General features: G+C 67.3%; 14 protein-coding genes, 1 tRNA gene and 1 pseudogene. 10 read left to right on the forward strand and 6 right to left on the reverse strand.

The window, feature by feature from the left end:
- Nucleotides 1-22: 22 nt before the first annotated feature.
- Nucleotides 23-1,099 carry an alkene reductase gene (locus tag RH857_RS11440; protein ID WP_310538106.1) on the reverse strand — a complete coding sequence of 359 codons (1,077 nt, stop codon included), beginning with the start codon at nt 1,097-1,099 and terminating at the stop codon, nt 23-25.
- 156 nt (nt 1,100-1,255) lie between these two features.
- On the opposite strand from RH857_RS11440, the gene RH857_RS11445 reads away from it, so the two are divergent.
- Genes RH857_RS11445 through RH857_RS11460 form a run of 4 tightly spaced genes read left to right on the forward strand, consistent with a single transcriptional unit; the run spans nt 1,256 to nt 5,888 of the window.
- Complete coding sequence (locus RH857_RS11445; RefSeq protein ID WP_310538107.1) at nt 1,256-2,365, forward strand: hypothetical protein; 1,110 nt, start codon at nt 1,256-1,258, stop codon at nt 2,363-2,365.
- Nucleotides 2,362-3,885, forward strand: coding sequence for an efflux RND transporter periplasmic adaptor subunit (locus RH857_RS11450; protein WP_310538108.1), 1,524 nt, complete (start codon nt 2,362-2,364; stop codon nt 3,883-3,885). The genes RH857_RS11445 and RH857_RS11450 overlap by 4 nt, the downstream gene beginning before the upstream one ends.
- On the forward strand, nt 3,882-4,622 hold the full coding sequence (locus RH857_RS11455) for an ABC transporter ATP-binding protein (RefSeq protein ID WP_310538109.1): 741 nt from the start codon (nt 3,882-3,884) through the stop codon (nt 4,620-4,622). Before RH857_RS11450 ends, RH857_RS11455 begins: the two co-directional genes overlap by 4 nt.
- Nucleotides 4,623-5,888: an ABC transporter permease gene (locus tag RH857_RS11460; protein ID WP_310538110.1), complete on the forward strand. Its 1,266-nt coding sequence runs from the start codon at nt 4,623-4,625 to the stop codon at nt 5,886-5,888.
- A gap of 26 nt (nt 5,889-5,914) precedes the next feature.
- Here the strand turns inward: RH857_RS11460 and RH857_RS11465 are convergent, their stop codons facing one another.
- Nucleotides 5,915-6,463, reverse strand: a complete 549-nt coding sequence (locus RH857_RS11465; RefSeq protein ID WP_310538111.1) for an NAD(P)H-dependent oxidoreductase — start codon at nt 6,461-6,463, stop codon at nt 5,915-5,917.
- A gap of 391 nt (nt 6,464-6,854) precedes the next feature.
- Between RH857_RS11465 and RH857_RS13685 the strand changes: the two are divergent.
- Nucleotides 6,855-7,160 (forward strand): annotated as a pseudogene (locus tag RH857_RS13685) (cupin domain-containing protein); the annotation flags it as partial.
- Between the two features lie 159 nt (nt 7,161-7,319).
- On the opposite strand, the gene RH857_RS11470 reads toward RH857_RS13685, so the two are convergent.
- Together RH857_RS11470 and RH857_RS11475 are read right to left on the reverse strand one after the other, a co-directional pair.
- Nucleotides 7,320-8,549: an MFS transporter gene (locus RH857_RS11470; RefSeq protein WP_310538112.1), complete on the reverse strand. Its 1,230-nt coding sequence runs from the start codon at nt 8,547-8,549 to the stop codon at nt 7,320-7,322.
- Nucleotides 8,546-9,304: a DeoR/GlpR family DNA-binding transcription regulator gene (locus RH857_RS11475; protein WP_310538113.1), complete on the reverse strand. Its 759-nt coding sequence runs from the start codon at nt 9,302-9,304 to the stop codon at nt 8,546-8,548. Before RH857_RS11475 ends, RH857_RS11470 begins: the two co-directional genes overlap by 4 nt.
- 240 nt (nt 9,305-9,544) lie before the next feature.
- On the opposite strand from RH857_RS11475, the gene RH857_RS11480 reads away from it, so the two are divergent.
- Genes RH857_RS11480 through RH857_RS11490 form a run of 3 tightly spaced genes read left to right on the forward strand, consistent with a single transcriptional unit; the run spans nt 9,545 to nt 11,153 of the window.
- Nucleotides 9,545-10,057 (forward strand): HAD family hydrolase, encoded by a 513-nt coding sequence (locus tag RH857_RS11480; protein WP_310538114.1) that lies wholly within the window; start codon nt 9,545-9,547, stop codon nt 10,055-10,057.
- A gap of 30 nt (nt 10,058-10,087) precedes the next feature.
- Entirely contained in the window at nt 10,088-10,798 is a 711-nt protein-coding gene (locus RH857_RS11485) for a YoaK family protein (protein ID WP_310538115.1), read from the forward strand.
- A 46-nt stretch (nt 10,799-10,844) separates the two neighbouring features.
- Entirely contained in the window at nt 10,845-11,153 is a 309-nt protein-coding gene (locus tag RH857_RS11490) for a hypothetical protein (protein WP_310538116.1), read from the forward strand.
- Nucleotides 11,154-11,269: 116 nt separating this feature from the next.
- Here the strand turns inward: RH857_RS11490 and RH857_RS11495 are convergent.
- Nucleotides 11,270-11,345: transfer RNA gene (locus RH857_RS11495), tRNA-Arg, on the reverse strand.
- Nucleotides 11,346-11,382: 37 nt separating this feature from the next.
- Entirely contained in the window at nt 11,383-12,123 is a 741-nt protein-coding gene (locus RH857_RS11500; protein WP_310538117.1) for a hypothetical protein, read from the reverse strand.
- Nucleotides 12,124-12,279: 156 nt separating this feature from the next.
- On the opposite strand from RH857_RS11500, the gene RH857_RS11505 reads away from it, so the two are divergent.
- Both RH857_RS11505 and sucC read left to right on the forward strand, forming a co-directional pair.
- Entirely contained in the window at nt 12,280-14,787 is a 2,508-nt protein-coding gene (locus RH857_RS11505; protein WP_310538118.1) for a UvrD-helicase domain-containing protein, read from the forward strand.
- A gap of 86 nt (nt 14,788-14,873) precedes the next feature.
- On the forward strand, nt 14,874-16,037 hold the full coding sequence (sucC, locus tag RH857_RS11510) for an ADP-forming succinate--CoA ligase subunit beta (RefSeq protein ID WP_310538119.1): 1,164 nt from the start codon (nt 14,874-14,876) through the stop codon (nt 16,035-16,037).
- Nucleotides 16,038-16,046: the final 9 nt, after the last annotated feature.

Genomic DNA, 16,046 nt, shown 5'->3' on the forward strand with positions numbered 1-16,046 from the left:
GCCCCAGCACTGGGAAGCAGGCCTACTCAGCAACACATTTATGGCCTATAACCCCGGGATGTACCTCATTCTCCGGAAGGCCCTCCGCCCAGCGGCGCACCACATCGGGGTTGGCGATCGCCGCACGGCCTATCCCTACCGCCTCGGCCACGTCAAGTCTGATCAGCTCCTCGGCCTCCTCGCGTGTGGTCGGATGCCCGAATCCCGTATTAGCGATCAGGGGCGCGCTCGAGATTCGACGGATCATCTGCACGAGCCCACCACCGGGTTCGGGGCTGAGCACATCCACGTGGGCCAGGTTCAGCGGCGCAAGCCCCTCGGCCAGGGCCCTGTAGGTGGCCATGACGTCGTCACCATCTTCCTCCAGAACACCCTGGACGTTGGTCTGGGGCGAAAGCCGGATTCCGGTGCGTTCGGCCCCTACCGCCTGGGCCACCGCTGAGGTGATCTCCACCGACAGTCGTGCCCGGTTCTCGGGCGAGCCTCCAAAGTCGTCTGTGCGGTGATTGGAGCTCGGCGCGGTGAACTGATGAACCAGATACCCGTTGGCTCCGTGGATCTGGACCCCGTCCATGCCGGCAGCTATGGCATTCTCCGCGGCATGGGCGAACTGCTCGATCAGCTGCTGGACCTCCTCCCCGCTGAGGGCATGCGGCACCGGGTGAGTCTGCTTGCCCTCCGGGGTGCGGATCTGACCGGGCGCGCCGATCGCACTGGGGGCCACCACTCGTCCGGTCATCGAGACCAGCTCATGGGAGATCCTGCCACCGTGCATGATCTGCATGATGATCCTGCCCCCGGCGGCGTGCACGGCGTCGGTGACCCGCCTCCATCCGGCGATGTGGTCTGCGGATTCGATGCCGGGCTGGCCAATCCAGGTGCGCCCCTCGCCCACAGGCCAGGTGCCCTCGGTGACGATCGCCCCCATGGAGGCGCGCTGGGCGTAGTGCTGCACCATCAGCTCGGTGGGGACTCCGCGCTCGTCGGCACGAATGCGCGTCAGGGGTGCCATCACCAGGCGGTTAGAAGCCGCGACGGCGCCGAGCCGAACCGGAGTCAGCAGCGATCGCACGGGCGCAGTGAGCGAAGAGTCTGTCATCGAAGGGGCCTTTCCGCCGTCAGGGGTATTCCGGAAGGAAGAACCGCGAGGCCCTGCAGAATCATCCTCAGGTCTGAGGTGGGGTGGGTCACGTCCAGCTATCTTTAAGCTAGAGCCGCCGGTTCTGGTGCGGCCACGAACGGGAAAGACACCAGTATGAACACTCGCTTCGCGGCGGCTGCCAGCACAGCCGCGCTTCTGGCCCTGACCGCGTGCTCCGGCAGCTCCTCCTCGGAGGAGCTCACCTGGGAGGACAGCCCCCTGCAGGAGGTCTACACCAGCCTCTGGGGCGATACGGAGCGTCCCGAGGAGGAGCTCAACCAGGAAGAGGAAGAACGTCAGCGACGTGCCGAGGAGATCATCGCGGCCTGCATGGCGGAGGAGGGCTTCGACTACACCCCCGCGGTCTACGGCGGCAGCACCTCCTACGGGTCCACCGATGAGGACTGGGGCAGCGAGGAGTGGACTCAGCAGTACGGCTACGGCATCACCACCGATCCCTGGGCCGAGGAATGGGAGGAGCAGGAAGCCGACGTGGAGGAGTGGACCGACCCCAACGCGGACTACATCGCTTCGATGTCGGAGATGGAGCAGGAAGCCTACTATGAGGCGCTCTACGGTCCCATGACCGCGATGACGGAAGAGGAGATGCTCGCCTACGAGGAGAGCATCGAGCTGGGGGAGGAGGACTACGGCCTCGAGTACACCTGGGAGGACGCCGGCTGCCAGGGCCGCGCCGACTATGAGGTCTACGAGTCGGCGTATGAGGAGGAGAACGACATGTGGGAGGATCCCGCCGTCGTCGAACTCTTCGACGCCATGGATGCGATCTACGAAGAGGTGGAGCGCGATGAACGGGTGAGTGAGCTCAACGCGGAATGGGTCCAGTGCATGGAGGACGCCGGCCACACCGGCTTTGCCCAGCCCATGGACGCAGAGAACAGCATCTGGGACGAGTACGAGCGCATCCAGGAGTCAGCCAACGAGGAGGTGGACTGGGAGTCCATCGACTGGGAGGCCATGGAGGAGGGCGAGCTCGACGTCGATCCCACCGAGGACCTCTACCAGAACGCCCTCGAGGCCGCGGGCCTGCAGGAGCTCCGCGAACGTGAGATCGAGCTGGCCGTGGCAGACAAGGCCTGCCGAAGCGACCTGAACCTGGACTCCAGAGTGCTTGAGGTCCAGTTCGAGTACGAGAAGACCTTCCTCGAGGAGCACCAGGCGGAGATCGACGCCGTCCTTGCCACCTACGGGCAGGAGTCATGATCGGGCGCCGCACAGCCCAGCAGGCCACCAGCGGGGTGCCGGATCTCCCCTGGAGCGAGGAGCCCCGTACTGAGCCGTTCGACGACGTCGAGATGGTGGATGACCTTGATACCACGGTGCCTGACCACGTGCGTCCCCCGCGAGCCAATCGCACCATCGTGATCGTCGCGGTGACGGCGATACTGAGTCTGCTCGCCGGCATCGGCCTGAGCCAGCTGGTAATCTCTCCGGCGCAGCGAGCGGCCGAGACCGAACCGCCCGGACCGGGACTCATCACGGTGCCGGTGGAGGAGCGGGAGCTGGCCACTGATCTGACTCTGCGCGGAGATGCGCTCTATGACGATCCGGTGGCAGTGAGCCTGGACGGCAGCAGCGAAACGGGAGCCCCCGCGGTGGTCACCGGGCAGGTTCCCGAGGTCGGAGACGAGATCCATCCCGGCGATGTCCTCATTGAAATCACCGGCCGTCCCGTCATCGTGCTAGAGGGAGAACTTCCTGCCTACCGTTCCCTGAAAGTCGGCAGCTCCGGCCCGGACGTCACCCAGCTGCGCAGCGCGCTGCTGGATCTGGGTTATGCCGCCGGGCATACGGCCTCAGACCAGTTCGATTACGACCTCTCAACGGCGATCGACGCCCTCTACACCAGCGCCGGCTACTCATCTCCTGCCCCGGAGGAGGGCGCCCGGGAGGCGCTGAAGGTTGCGCGGGACGGTCTGCGAGCCGCCCAGCAGGAGCTGACGCTGGCGCAGTCCGAACTGACCCGCGCCTCCAACGGTGCCGGCCAGGATGAGGAGGACGGGTGGACTCCGGACCTCAGCTTTGAGACCGCGTCCCGGGACTCCGCCGCGGTCGCGGTGGACGAGGCCCAGCGGGCAGTCGACCAGGCGTGGCTGGAAACCATCACCCCCCTGCCGGTGGCTGAGATTCTCTACGTAGACTCCTTGCCGCGACGTGTGGACTCGGTCTTCGTAGCCCGTGGCGACACCGTAGCGGGGGAGGCGCTAACTATCTCCGGAGCAGAGCTGCAGATCCTCACCAGCGTCTCCTCCGCCGATGCGGAGCTGCTGGAGGAAGGAATGGACGCGCTGCTGAGCGTCGGCGACGAGGAGATCACCGCCGTGGTGGAGGAGATCCGCACCCCCAGCCGCCGCTCCGGTGCCGATGACGGCGGAGAGGGAACCGATGGCCCGGGATCGGGCGGCGCAGCGCGCTCGGACAGGCGCGAGGTGGTCCTGCTGCCCGGTGACATCAGCGAGGAGCAGCGGGCAGCCCTGGTGGGATCCAACGTGCGCGTGAGCATTCCCATGGAGTCCACCGGAGGGGCCGTGCTGGCGGTTCCGGTGGCCGCGATCACGGCCGGTCCCGGGGGAGAGAGCCGCGTGGAAGTTGCCCGCGGTAAACCCGGCCAGGACCAGGAGACCGAGCTCATCACCGTGGAGACGGGGCTGACCGCGGAAGGTTTCGTGGAGGTCAGAGGCGACGGGCTCTCCGCCGGAGACCTCGTGGTGGTCGGCCGATGAACCTTCCTGTGCCAGTGCCCGCCACAGAGACGAATCCACCGCTGGAGGCCTCGGCCGTCTCGGAACAGCCCGTTGTAGAGCTGCGGGATGTGACCCGCTCCTTCCCCGGCCCGCCCCCGGTCACCGCGCTGCACCCGACCAGCCTGAGTGTGGGCCGTGGGGAGTACCTCTCCATCGTGGGGCCCTCGGGGTCGGGAAAGTCCACGCTGCTGAACCTGCTGGGTCTGCTGGATCGCCCCAGCTCTGGGGAGTACTGGCTGGATGGTCAGCCCGCCCATGAGGCCAGCGAGGCTGAGCGCACCGCTCTGCGCGGGGGACTCATCGGCTTCGTCTTCCAGTCCTTCCACCTGCTGCCGCACCGGACCGTGCTGGAGAACGTCATGCTCTCCACCATGTACGCACCGATCCCGCGGAGTCAGCGGCTGCGTCGAGCCTACGATGCGCTGTGCCGGGTAGGGCTGGAGCATCGGTTGGACTTCCGCCCCACGACGCTCTCCGGCGGTGAGCGTCAGCGCGTGGCCGTAGCTCGCGCAGTGGTCACCGAGCCCGCGCTGCTGCTGGCCGATGAGCCCACCGGCAATCTCGACACCGCGACCTCCGAGGAGGTGCTCAACCTCTTCGACGAGCTGCACCTCGACGGTCTGACCCTGATGGTCATCACCCATGACGACGCCGTCGCCCACCGGGCCCAGCGAAGGGTGCGGATCACTGATGGTCACCTGCAGGAGCTGAGCTGAGTGGCGCGCCGACCACGCAGGGCCCGACCGGTACTTCCCCGTGCGCAGGGCAGCGGCTTCAGCACCGCTGACCTGCTGCGCGAGGCGGCCCACGGCATCGGAGCCCGTCCGGCCAAGCTGGCCCTGACCATCCTGGGCACGGTGCTGGGCATTGCGGCGCTCGTGGTGACCATCGGCATGTCCCAGACCGGTGAAGGCCAAATCGCTCGCCAGTTCGACGCCGTCGCTGCGACGCAGGCCGTGATCGAGCCCGGGACCGCCTCCGGTCAGGACGGCGCCTCACGAGCCCGCACCACCCTGCCCTGGGACACGCCTGACCGGCTCGAACGGCTCAACGGAGTGGAATCGGCGGTTCTGCTGGGCGAAGTTGAGGTCGGTGATGACAGGATCTCTTCGGTTCCGCTGCTTGATCCCGCCGCGGCGGCCCAGGTGCAGCCCGCAGTGCTGGCCTCCAGCCATGAGCTGCTGGAAACCCTGCGCGGCAAACTGGCCACGGGCCGCATGTTCGACGCTCTGCACGACGAGCGCGCGGACCGGGTCGCCGTCCTGGGCGCCACCGCCGCCGAGCGGCTGGGTATCAACCGCGTGGACAGCCAGCCGGCGATCTTCATCGGGGAGGAGGCGTACACGGTGATCGGGATCATCGACGACGTCGCCCGGCGCCGCGACGTGCTCGACGCCGTCATCCTCCCCCTGGGCACCGCCAGGGCTGATTTCGGGCTCACCGCCGCCTCGCAGGCGCAGGTGCGCATTGCAGTGGGGGCCGGGCCCCTGCTGGTGGACCAGGCTCCGCTGGCGATCTCTCCGAACACCCCGGAGAACATCACAGTCCAGGCTCCAGTGCTCTCCTCCGGCCTGCAGGAGAGCGTGACTGGGGACATCAACGCTGTCTTTCTCGCCCTGGGTGGTGTCGCTCTGTTAGTGGGCGGACTTGGCATCGCGAACGTGACCCTGCTGGGCGTCATGGAGCGGGTCGGAGAAATAGGCCTCCGGCGTGCCCTGGGTGCGAGCCGCCGGCAGATCGCGGCGCAGTTCATTGTGGAGTCGGTGACCATCGGACTGCTTGGCGGGCTGATCGGGGCCGCACTGGGATCCTTCGCCGTGGTGGGCATCAGCGCCGCGCAGCAGTGGACGCCCGTGCTGGACCTGTGGCTCGTGGGCGGAGCGGCCGCTTTGGGCGGGGTCATCGGACTGGTGGCCGGGGCGTATCCGGCGCTGAAGGCTGCTTCACTGGAGCCGGTCGCGGCTCTGCGCGGCGGGCTTTGAAAGCTGGCAGCCCGGGGACGCCGGATTTACGCATCCCTGCGGTGGATGCCGAGGTCCGTGCGTCCCGGGACGAGGTCGGGCCGAAGCGCTCGCGTGCCGCGGTAGTCACCGTTGTGCAGCCTCCGGAACGGAATCGGCTGTTCGTGGGCGATTCCTGCCAGTCGGCTGCGCAGCCGTGCCGTTTCACGTGCGATGTCCGCGGAGGAGGCGGTATCGGCGTCGTGAATCACGTGCAGCTCGAATACGTCGATTCCGACGTACCAGAGCACACCATGGGTGAGGGGAAACAGCAGGGATTCGATGTCCCCGCTGATGCCGCGCGGGCCGATGGACCGGGGATCCTCGCCTGCGGTGACGAGGACCAGGGCCTTCCGCCCGGCCAGCTCGCCGTCACCATAGCGCCGCGGGTACCCCAGAGCCGGGTCCACGCCCCCGTGCGCAAAACCGTTCATCAGCACCCGATCGAACCACCCTTTGAGGATGGCTGGCGGGCCGTACCACCACAGGGGGAACTGGATGATGAGCAGGCTGGCCTCCGCCAGACGCTGCTGTTCGCGGTGAATCTCGGAAGGCACCTCGCCGCGCGCATAGGGCCGTCAGTTCCACGATGTTTCCCGGCAGCTCCGGGGCCGCCCCCAGATCGGCGAGGGAGAGCACGGGGTTGAAATTCTCGGCATAGAGGTCTGAGACAGTGACGTGGTACGTCTCGGAGAGGGTCTCACGCCCCGTCTGCAGGAGCTGATGGTTGAGAGAGCCTTTCAGCGGATGTGCGTAGAGCCATAGGGCATGGCCGGCACGCGGGGGGTTGGAGGCTGGGCTGAGAGCTCAATGACGTGTCCATGACTCTTATTTCCTCGCCCCGCGGTGAGACGATGAATGCTTGTAGCGATCGGGGCGGGGGAGGGGTCGTCGCGAGGTTTTGTGGTCGCCAGCGAGGCAGCGCCCGCGGGGGATCCCTACTACGTGATGGGCCCTGACGGCATCTGCCGATCAGCCTCAGACGAGGTGCTTCCCCTGGAAGAGATCGCGCTGGGTCTGCGCACCTGCGGCGTCCGGTTGGACGCCGAGCATGCCTTGCTGACAGGGGCGTATACGGCCAGCGGGCGTATGGCGGAACGACTTCTGGGCGCGCTGCCGCGGGTGCTGGTCGTTCCGCAGCCCTCCAGCAGTGCGCCGGTAGCGCTGCTGGAGCAGGAGATTACGCGGGAAGAACCCGGCCAGCAGGCGGTGCTGGACAGGCTTCTGGACCTCGTTCTCCTCAGCACCCTGCGGGACTGGTGCGCCCTGCCTGAGACCGAGGCTCCCCGGTGGTGGCGCCCACACGGTGGAATCAGCAGCGCGCCAGGTCGGCTATGCGAGTCCCTATGCCTTCAGCGCCGCGTTTCTGCGGGAGTACGGTATGCGCCCCAGCCGCTACGGGAAGGTCGCCGACTAGCCTCTCGCGCCAGGTCGACGGAAGACCTGCAGCGTCAAGGCTGCCAGTGCGATGAGGGTGACGCCCGTCAGGGCTGCCGGCAGTGAGAACGCCGAGCTTGTCGCACCGATCGCCGGGCTCAGTCCGATGGACACGGTCCGCATGGTCCAACTGATCCATGTCACCCCACTGTGGGCGGCGAGTCCGGGTACAGCATCGGCCCGGGCGTAAGCGATCGGCACCGTGACCGCACAACCCAGCCCGGCAAGTGCCAGAGCTGTGAGTGTCAGGGTGATACTTGGTGCCCACGCGGCACCGAGTAGCCCCAGCACGACGGCGCTCAGGCTCATCAGCAGAGTGCGTCGCTGTCCCAGCGCGTCAATGACGCGATCCCCCAGCAGGCGGCCCACGAACTGGGCGCCCAGCAGCACGGTGAGCCCGATACCGGCTGATTCTGCGGACATACCGCGCTCGCCCGAGAGCAGCACGGCTGACCAATTGGTGCCGATGTCTTCCACGGAGATGCCCGCCACCGCGATGAGCACCAGTGGAAGCAGGATCAGCACCATGCGTGCGCGGGAGGGGGCGGGCGCGCTGGCCGGAACGGAGCTTTCCGGAGCGGGGGAGGTGCCGGCGTCGTCGGGTGCCGACGGCAGGCGAGATTCGGGCAGGAATCCTCGAGCCGCCAGGGTCATCATGATCACGCACAGCCCCGCCCAGATGCCGATGTGGGTCAGCAGCGGAACGCCGGCCACCGCCGCAGCCGTGCCCACTGCGCCTCCGAGGGCTGCGCCGATGCTCCAGCCGGCATGCATGGAGTTCAGCAGAGACCGTCCGTAGGCCTGCTGCACGCGGATGCCCTGGGAGTTCTGTGCCACGTCGACTACCGCGTCTCCGCAGCCGGCCAGGACCAGTCCCAGCAGCACCAGCCAAGGATTGGTGACGGCCACGCCAGCGGCGGCCAGCACCAGTGCCGCCCCGATCCAAACGGTGCCGAAGGACGCCGCTCGGGCCACTCCGATCCATCGCGTGATGACGCCGGGGAGGTGGAGTGCCACCATGCCGCCCAGTGCATAGCCCGCCACGATGAGGCCGAAGAAGGCGGTGTCGACGCCGAGCTCCGCTTTGACCTCGGCGTAGCGGGCGAGAAGCGAGGCCGGCAGGGCACCATTGGTGGCGAAGGCCAGCATGGCCGCCCAGCGCGCTCGCCGTGGATGCCGGAGAGTACCGTTCTTTGACGTGCTCATACGATGTGCACTTCCACGCCGGCGTCAGCGAGCTGGGCGCGTTCCTCGCCGGAGAGCTCGCGGTCGGTGACCAGGGCATCAAACCGCTCCAGCGGCGCGACGGCGGCAAAGGCGGTGCGGCCCCATTTGGTGGCATCGCAGAGCAGAATCCGCCGAGCGGAGGAGTCCATGGCCGCCTGCTTCACGGCCGCGTCATCAAGGTCGAAGGCGGTGGCTCCACTGTGCAGGCTCACCGCGCACGGGGTGATGAGCGCGGTGTCGAACCGCAGGCTGGAGAGCGTGCGCTGGGTGAGAGGGCCGGTAAAGGCCTGTTCGTCCACCCGCAAGTCTCCTCCGGGGGTCGTGATGCTCACGGTGTCGCCTGCGGTCAGCGCACTGAGTCCCGGCAGGCACAGCGGAACCACGCGCAGCTGCATCTGGGTGAGGGACCGAGCGGTCTCCAGAGCTGTGGTTCCGGAATCGAGCACCACGGCTTCTCCGGGGCTGAGCAGGGCGGCAGCCGAAGCGGCGATCCGGCGCTTGCCCTCCTGGTTCACGCTGGTGCGCGCGGCAAAGGGCTGGCCGAAGCCGCGGAGCTGGGCCGGGCGGGCCCCGCCGTGGACGCGGCGCAGCAGACCTTGAGCGTCGAGGTCGCTGAGGTCCCGGCGCAGCGTTGCTTCGGAAGCGCCGACCTCTGCCACCAGTTCGGCTACCGAGACAAACTCTGCGGCGTCAACGAGGGCAAGGATGCGCCGATGGCGTTCGCTCGTGCTCATGATCAAACAGTAAACTAGTGTGATCGAACAATCAAAAGTCATGACTGGTTATGACCAGCCGATCACGGAGGCCGCAGTGCGAGAAGACCTTCCCGCCGCCGTGCTCTGGGACATGGATGGAACGTTGATCGACTCCGAGCCGTCCTTGATCCGGGCTCAGCTGCGCCTGGTGCAGGAGTGGACGGGGTCGTGGACCTGGCAGGAAGGGCTCTCCCTAGTCGGTGCAGACATGCGTGCGACATGGAAGCCATGCACGCCGCGGGGGTGGGCCTGCCCGGAGACGAGATCATCGCCCGTCTGACAGCCGAGGTCACGGCTGACCTCCAGCAGCAGATCTCCTGGCGGCCGGGCGCCCGGGAGCTCGTCGCAGAGTTCGCCGACCTTGGTGTGCCCCAGGCCATTGTGGCCACCTCGCCCCGGAATATGGCGGCCACGGTGGCGTCTCGGTTGCCCGAAGGCGCCATCCTGCAGCTGGTGGCGGGGGAGGACGTGGACGCTGGCAATCCCGCTCCGGATCCGCACCTCCGTGCGGCGCGCCTCTGTGGCGCGGATCCGAGGCAGTGCCTGGCGGTGGAGGACTCTCCCACGGCCCTCACCGCCGCGGTGGCTGCTGGAACCCTCGCGCTCGCCGTCCCGCATGACGCGCCTATCCCCGAGGGTGACCTATGGGCTGTTCTGCCCTCGTTGGAGGGCGTGGGCGCGCGCGAGCTCATGGCGCTCGTCGCCTCCCGGTCAGCAGGACCCCGCAGCTGAGGATTCCCCCCGGGACCCTAGACTGCTTCAGTGGCCACCGACCTGACGCGACGACAGCTCGGGCTGGCGTGCGCCATCACCGCCGCAGCGGGATTCGTCGACGGCATCGGCTTTCTGCATCTGGGCGGCTACTTCGTCTCCTTCATGTCGGGGAACTCCACCCGCGCTGCCGCCGATTTGGCCAGCGGGGACCTCCTGGGCTGGGGCAAAGCTATCGGCCTGGTGGCGGCCTTCGTCTTCGGTGTGGTGCTGGCTTCCCTGGTCACCTCAAAGCCGCACCCCTCCGTGGCGGCTACGACGACGCCGCAGCGCAGTCCGAGGCACAGTCCGCTGGGCCCCCAGCTGCACGCCATCTGGCTCTCCGTAGGGATCCTCGTGCTGGCATCGGCCTGCGCGACGGCATCACTCATGGGGGTGCAGCCCGCCGAGTACGCGGTCGCCCCCCTCATCGCGGCCTCCATGGGTGCGGTGAACTCCACCTTCACCCGAGGAGGTGAAGTGAGCGTAGGGCTGACCTATATGACGGGCGCGCTGGTGAAGGCTGCCCAGCTCTTTGCCGCGCGGCTCAAGGGCGCCCCACAGACGGGCTGGCTACGCTATGCCGCCCTGTGGGTGGCCATCGCCGCGGGATCAGCCGCCGGCGCGGTGAGCTACCTCGCCGCGGGTCTGGTGGTGCTGTGGGCCGCCCCCGCCATGCTGGCGCTGTGTGCGGGGCTTGTCTGGCGTCGTCGTCGACTGTAGACACAGAGGAGACTCTTCACCTGGAGATGGACAGGAGCGGTGGGACATGGGGCAGTCAGTGCTCGTGGTGGGTGGGACCGGCGCGCTGGGGGCATGCCTTGTCGAGGCTCTGAGAAGCTCCGGCTTCGACGTCGTTGTAACGCCGCTGATCACCATGTGCGGGCTCTTCTCCGGACTCAGCGGAGTCCTGGCCGCAGATGCCGCCGCGGAGCTGGACGAGGTAGACGTGATCCGGGTGGGGCTGCTGCAGGGCACCAATGCGGCCGTGGGTCCTACGGGCGTCAAGGACATGCTGCGGCTCCTGACTCAGCCGGTCCGGACCGGCCACAGTGCGCCGCATGCTGGAGCGGCCTGAGCGGTTTAGGGGTGTTAAGCCCCTCTGGGCTGCGGTGAGTGCAGAGGAGCTGATTAAGCTCCTGGACCCGGAGGCGGTCGCCGTGGAGGGGCGCTGAGAAGAAATCGCCACGGCACTGGTGCCCCCGACAGGATTCGAACCTGTGACACCCGCTTTAGGAGAGCGGTGCTCTATCCCCTGAGCTACGGAGGCGGGGAACGCCCACCATGGTAGCCGGTATTTGGTCCGGTTACCGGCGACCGCGCACCAGATCACGCACGACGACGCCGATCACCACCGCCACGATTCCCACCAGCAGCACCCAGCTCGTCACGGTCAGGACCGAGGAGACGGCTACCAAGCCCTCGTTGAGCGGGTTCTGGGTCAGAATCCGGTCGATCAGGAAGTTCTCGGTGATATCCACCACGGCGAAGACCACGGCAAGTCCCACCACGACCCAGCGAAGCCGGCCCTTCAGGAGCAGGCCAAGCACCGCCCACGTGGCCAGCACCAGCGCCACAGGGAACAGGATTCCCGCGGTCATGTGCAGGAAGTTCAGCTGCCCCGCCGCAGTGTCCTCCATGACCGCGCGCAGGTGTTCGATATCTGTCGCACTGTAGCCACTCCATCGGGCCCCCGGCATCGACTCGCCGTCGGCAAAGTGCCGCAGCTGAGGCATCGCGTAGAGGTGCAGGTAGAAGAACAGGAACCCAGCCATCGCCAGCAGCGCGTAGACCAGAATCTTTGGCGAGGAGTACTCCCCTTCGGCGGCCCGCTGGTTCGCTTCGGTGAGGAAACCGTCCTTCATGTCTGAGGCACGGCGCTGCGGACGCTGCGCCGGAGACTCGCCCTTGGCCTCAGCCTCACGGAAGCCCCTCAGCCCGCGCGGGAGAGAAGACAGACCTCGCTGCGGAGAGGCTCCGGTCTCAGCGGCGAGGTCGGCGTCGTGGGCTGCGGGATTTCCCCGGGTGTTCTTCCTGCGTCGGGACATGCCACCATCTTCCCAGACCTGCGTTGTCTTCCCAGACCTGCGCCGTGTACCCGATCTGGGACCGCGTGGTACCCGATCTGGGACCGCGTGCAGACAGATGCACCGCTTCTGGAGGCCTCCGAAGCTGTCAGGGGCGGCCCGTAGACTTGAACCACCATGGATTTTCTGTTCACCCCTCCCTCTGAACGCCCGAGCACGACGCCGCCCAAGAACTCCCAGCGGGGTCCTTCAGGGCCGTCCTCGCCGGCATGGGACGACGACGGCGCCGCAGTCCTGCAGGCCGGTCCCGCCGCGTCCCCGGTTGATGCCACTGAGGGGCTGAACCCGCAGCAGAAGGCAGCGGTGCTGCACTCCGGCTCCCCGCTGCTGATCGTGGCCGGCGCCGGATCCGGCAAGACGCGGGTGCTGACGCGCCGCATTGCGCATCTGCTCCAGACCGGGGCTGCACGCCCGCACGAGATCCTGGCCATCACCTTCACCAACAAGGCCGCCCGGGAGATGAAGGAGCGCATCGGGGATCTGGTGGGCCCCACCGCCGAGCGGATGTGGATCTCCACCTTCCATTCCTCCTGCGTGCGCATCCTGCGGGCCGAGGCCGGCACCATCGGGCGCAAGACCACCTTCACCATCTATGACGCGGCCGACTCGCTGCGGCTGATCACCAACATCGCCAAGGCCCACGACCTGGACCCCAAGCGTTTCAACCCGCGCTCCATCAAGAACAAGATCTCCGCGCTGAAGAACGAACTGGTCGACGCCGAGGAGTTCCAGGCCAAAGCCCCCAGCGAACCTTTCAGCGAAGCCGTGGTCACCGTCTTCCGGGAGTACACCGAGCGGCTGCGTGCGGCCAACGCCTATGACTTCGATGACCTGCTGGCCGAGACGGTCTACATGTTCGAGGCCTTCCCCGCGGTGCTAGACAACTATCGCCGGCGCTTCCGCCACGTGCTCGTGGACGAGTACCAGGACACCAACCACGCCCAGTACCGGCTGGTGAGGCTACTCACCGCGCCCGCTGAAGGCGTCCCCACACCCCCGGCCGAGCTCACGGTGGTCGGTGACTCCGACCAGTCCATCTACGCCTTCCGCGGTGCAGACATCCGCAACATCGTGGAGTTCGAGCGCGACTATCCAGAGGCCACCACGATCAAGCTGGAGCAGAACTACCGCTCCACGCAGAACATCCTCGACGCCGCCAACGCCGTCATCTCCCAGAATCCCTCACGCGCGGAGAAGAAGCTCTGGACCGACGCCGGCGAGGGGCCTGCGGTGCGCCTGCACGTGGCCGCCACCGAGCACGAGGAGGCCGAGTGGATTGCGCGCACCATCGACCAGCTCGGCGATGACGAGGGTATTCGTCCGGCCGACGTGGCAGTCTTCTACCGCACCAACGCTCAGTCCCGTTCCCTGGAGGAGCGGCTGATCACCCGCGGCATCCCCTATAAGGTCATCGGCGGCACATGCTTCTACGACCGCAAGGAGATCAAGGACGCCCTCGGGTACCTGCATGTCATCAACAATCCCGACGACGACGTCAATCTGCGCCGTATCCTCAACGAGCCCAAGCGGGGCATCGGTGACCGGGCCGAAGGTGCAGTGGCTGCGCTCGCCGCTCGGGATCGCACCACCTTCTTCGAGGCGCTGCGCCGGGCTGACCAGGCCCCGGGCATTGCCGCCCGCTCCGTCAAAGCGATCGACTCCTTCGTGCGGATGATGGACGACGTCGCCAGCCTGGCCGCCACCGAGAAGCCCTCCGTGGTCTTGGAGGCAGTCCTGGAGCAGTCGGGCATGATGCAGGCGCTGCGCGAGTCCAAAGACCTCCAGGACGAATCACGGGCTGATAACCTCGGTGAGCTCGTGGCCGTGATGAAGGAGTACGAGGCCGGCGCGGCCTCCGAGGGCGAGGCCTCACTGGCAGAGTTCCTCGAGCAGGTCAGCCTCATTGCAGACGCCGACGCGATCCCCAATGCGCCCGACGCCGAGTCCGAGCGTCTGGCCGCGGAGCAGGGTCAGGTCACCCTCATGACCCTCCACACCGCGAAGGGCCTGGAGTTTCCCGTGGTCTTCCTCACCGGCATGGAGCACGGGGTCTTTCCGCACAGCCGGTCCATGGGGGATACCGAGCAGCTCGCCGAGGAGCGCCGTCTGGCCTATGTGGGCCTCACCCGCGCACGTCGTCGCCTCTACCTCACCCGCGCGGAGTCCCGCAGCCTCTGGGGGCAGCAGCAGTATAACCCTCCCAGCCAGTTCCTCGCCGAGATCCCCGAAGACCTGCTCGAGACCTCCGGGGGTTCAGGACTGACCCCCCGCGGTCCGGGCTTCGGCAGCGGGTCGCGCTTCGGCGGCGGAGGATTCTCCGGGGGGTCCGCATGGTCCGGCGGCGGCTCCGGGACTGCCGGGTCCTCGGCTTGGGGATCGGAGCCCTCACTGATGAGTGATGTCTCCTACGGCGGCCCCGCTCGCAGCGCACCCCGCCAACAGGTCAATCCGGATCGCGAAATCCCCTCCCTGGCACCGGGCGACCAGGTCAAGCACGTGAAGTTCGGAGTCGGGGAGGTGTTAGCACTGGAGGGAGCCGGGGACAAGACTGTGGCCAAGGTCAGCTTCTCCGGCACCGAGAAGCGCCTGCTCCTGCGATATGCTCCCCTTGAGAAGGTCTCGTAGGCCCAGCGTCGCGAGATCCCTGTGGCCACCGAGTTTTCCCTCGGACGGCAGACCTGTACGAATATCGACGTCGAAGGACACCACCCGTGGACCTGTATGAGTACCAGGCGCGCGATCTGTTCGAGGCACACGGTGTACCCGTGCTGGCCGGCATCGTGGCGCAGACCCCGGAAGAAGCCAAAGCAGCAGCAGAGCAGATCGGCGGCGTCGTCGTCGTCAAGGCCCAGGTGAAAGTCGGTGGCCGCGGCAAGGCCGGCGGCGTGAAGCTCGCCAAGACCCCCGACGAGGCCTACGAGCACGCCAAGGCGATCCTCGGCATGGACATCAAGGGCCACACCGTGCACCGGGTCATGATTGCCCAGGGCGCGGACATCGCCGAGGAATACTACTTCTCGATCCTGCTGGACCGTGCCAACCGCAACTACCTGGCCATGGCCTCCAAGGAGGGCGGCGTGGAGATCGAGCAGCTCGCGGTGGAGTCTCCCGAGAAGCTCGTGAAGTTCAACTTTGACCCCAACACCGGCATTGATGCCGCCGCGGGTGCCCAGATTGCTGAGCAGGCCGGCTTCTCCGCCGATGAGGCGCCCGCAGTGGCCGAGGTCTTCCAGCAGCTGTGGACCGTCTTCGCCAAGGAGGATGCCACCCTGGTGGAGGTCAACCCGCTGGTCAAGACCGGCGAGGGCAAGATCATCGCCCTGGACGGCAAAGTCACCCTCGACGAGAACGCTGCCTTCCGCCAGCCCGCCCACGCTGACCTGATCGACGAGTCCACCGTGGATCCGCTGGAGGCCAAGGCTGCGGAGAACGACCTCAACTACGTCAAGCTCGACGGTGAGGTCGGCATTATCGGCAACGGCGCCGGCCTGGTCATGTCCACCCTGGACGTCGTCGCCTACGCCGGCGAGGCCCACGGCGGCGTCAAGCCCGCGAACTTCCTGGACATCGGAGGCGGCGCCTCCGCCGAGGTCATGGCCAACGGCCTGGACGTCATCCTCGGCGACGAGCAGGTCAAGTCCGTGTTCGTCAACGTCTTCGGTGGCATCACCTCCTGCGACGCCGTCGCCAACGGCATCGTGAAGGCCCTGGAGATCCTGGGCGACGCCGCCACCAAGCCGCTCGTGGTGCGCCTCGACGGCAACAACGTGGAGGAGGGCCGTCGCATCCTCGCAGAGGCCAACCACCCGCTGGTTACCACCGCCGACACCATGGACGCCGGTGCCGATAAGGCCGCCGAGCTCGCGAGCAAGTAAGGACTGACT

It is taken from the genome of Nesterenkonia flava (assembly GCF_031432335.1).
GTDB classification, from domain to species: domain Bacteria; phylum Actinomycetota; class Actinomycetes; order Actinomycetales; family Micrococcaceae; genus Nesterenkonia; species Nesterenkonia flava.

Coding starts and splice junctions, on each gene's coding strand:
- RH857_RS11500 (WP_310538117.1), bottom strand. CDS start 12,123: ATGTCCCGACGCAGGAAGAACACCCGGGGAAATCCCGCAGCCCACGAC.
- RH857_RS11490 (WP_310538116.1), top strand. CDS start 10,845: ATGGGGCAGTCAGTGCTCGTGGTGGGTGGGACCGGCGCGCTGGGGGCA.
- RH857_RS11505 (WP_310538118.1), top strand. CDS start 12,280: ATGGATTTTCTGTTCACCCCTCCCTCTGAACGCCCGAGCACGACGCCG.
- RH857_RS11480 (WP_310538114.1), top strand. CDS start 9,545: ATGGAAGCCATGCACGCCGCGGGGGTGGGCCTGCCCGGAGACGAGATC.
- RH857_RS11475 (WP_310538113.1), bottom strand. CDS start 9,304: ATGAGCACGAGCGAACGCCATCGGCGCATCCTTGCCCTCGTTGACGCC.
- RH857_RS11470 (WP_310538112.1), bottom strand. CDS start 8,549: ATGAGCACGTCAAAGAACGGTACTCTCCGGCATCCACGGCGAGCGCGC.
- RH857_RS11445 (WP_310538107.1), top strand. CDS start 1,256: ATGAACACTCGCTTCGCGGCGGCTGCCAGCACAGCCGCGCTTCTGGCC.
- RH857_RS11440 (WP_310538106.1), bottom strand. CDS start 1,099: ATGACAGACTCTTCGCTCACTGCGCCCGTGCGATCGCTGCTGACTCCG.
- RH857_RS11450 (WP_310538108.1), top strand. CDS start 2,362: ATGATCGGGCGCCGCACAGCCCAGCAGGCCACCAGCGGGGTGCCGGAT.
- RH857_RS11455 (WP_310538109.1), top strand. CDS start 3,882: ATGAACCTTCCTGTGCCAGTGCCCGCCACAGAGACGAATCCACCGCTG.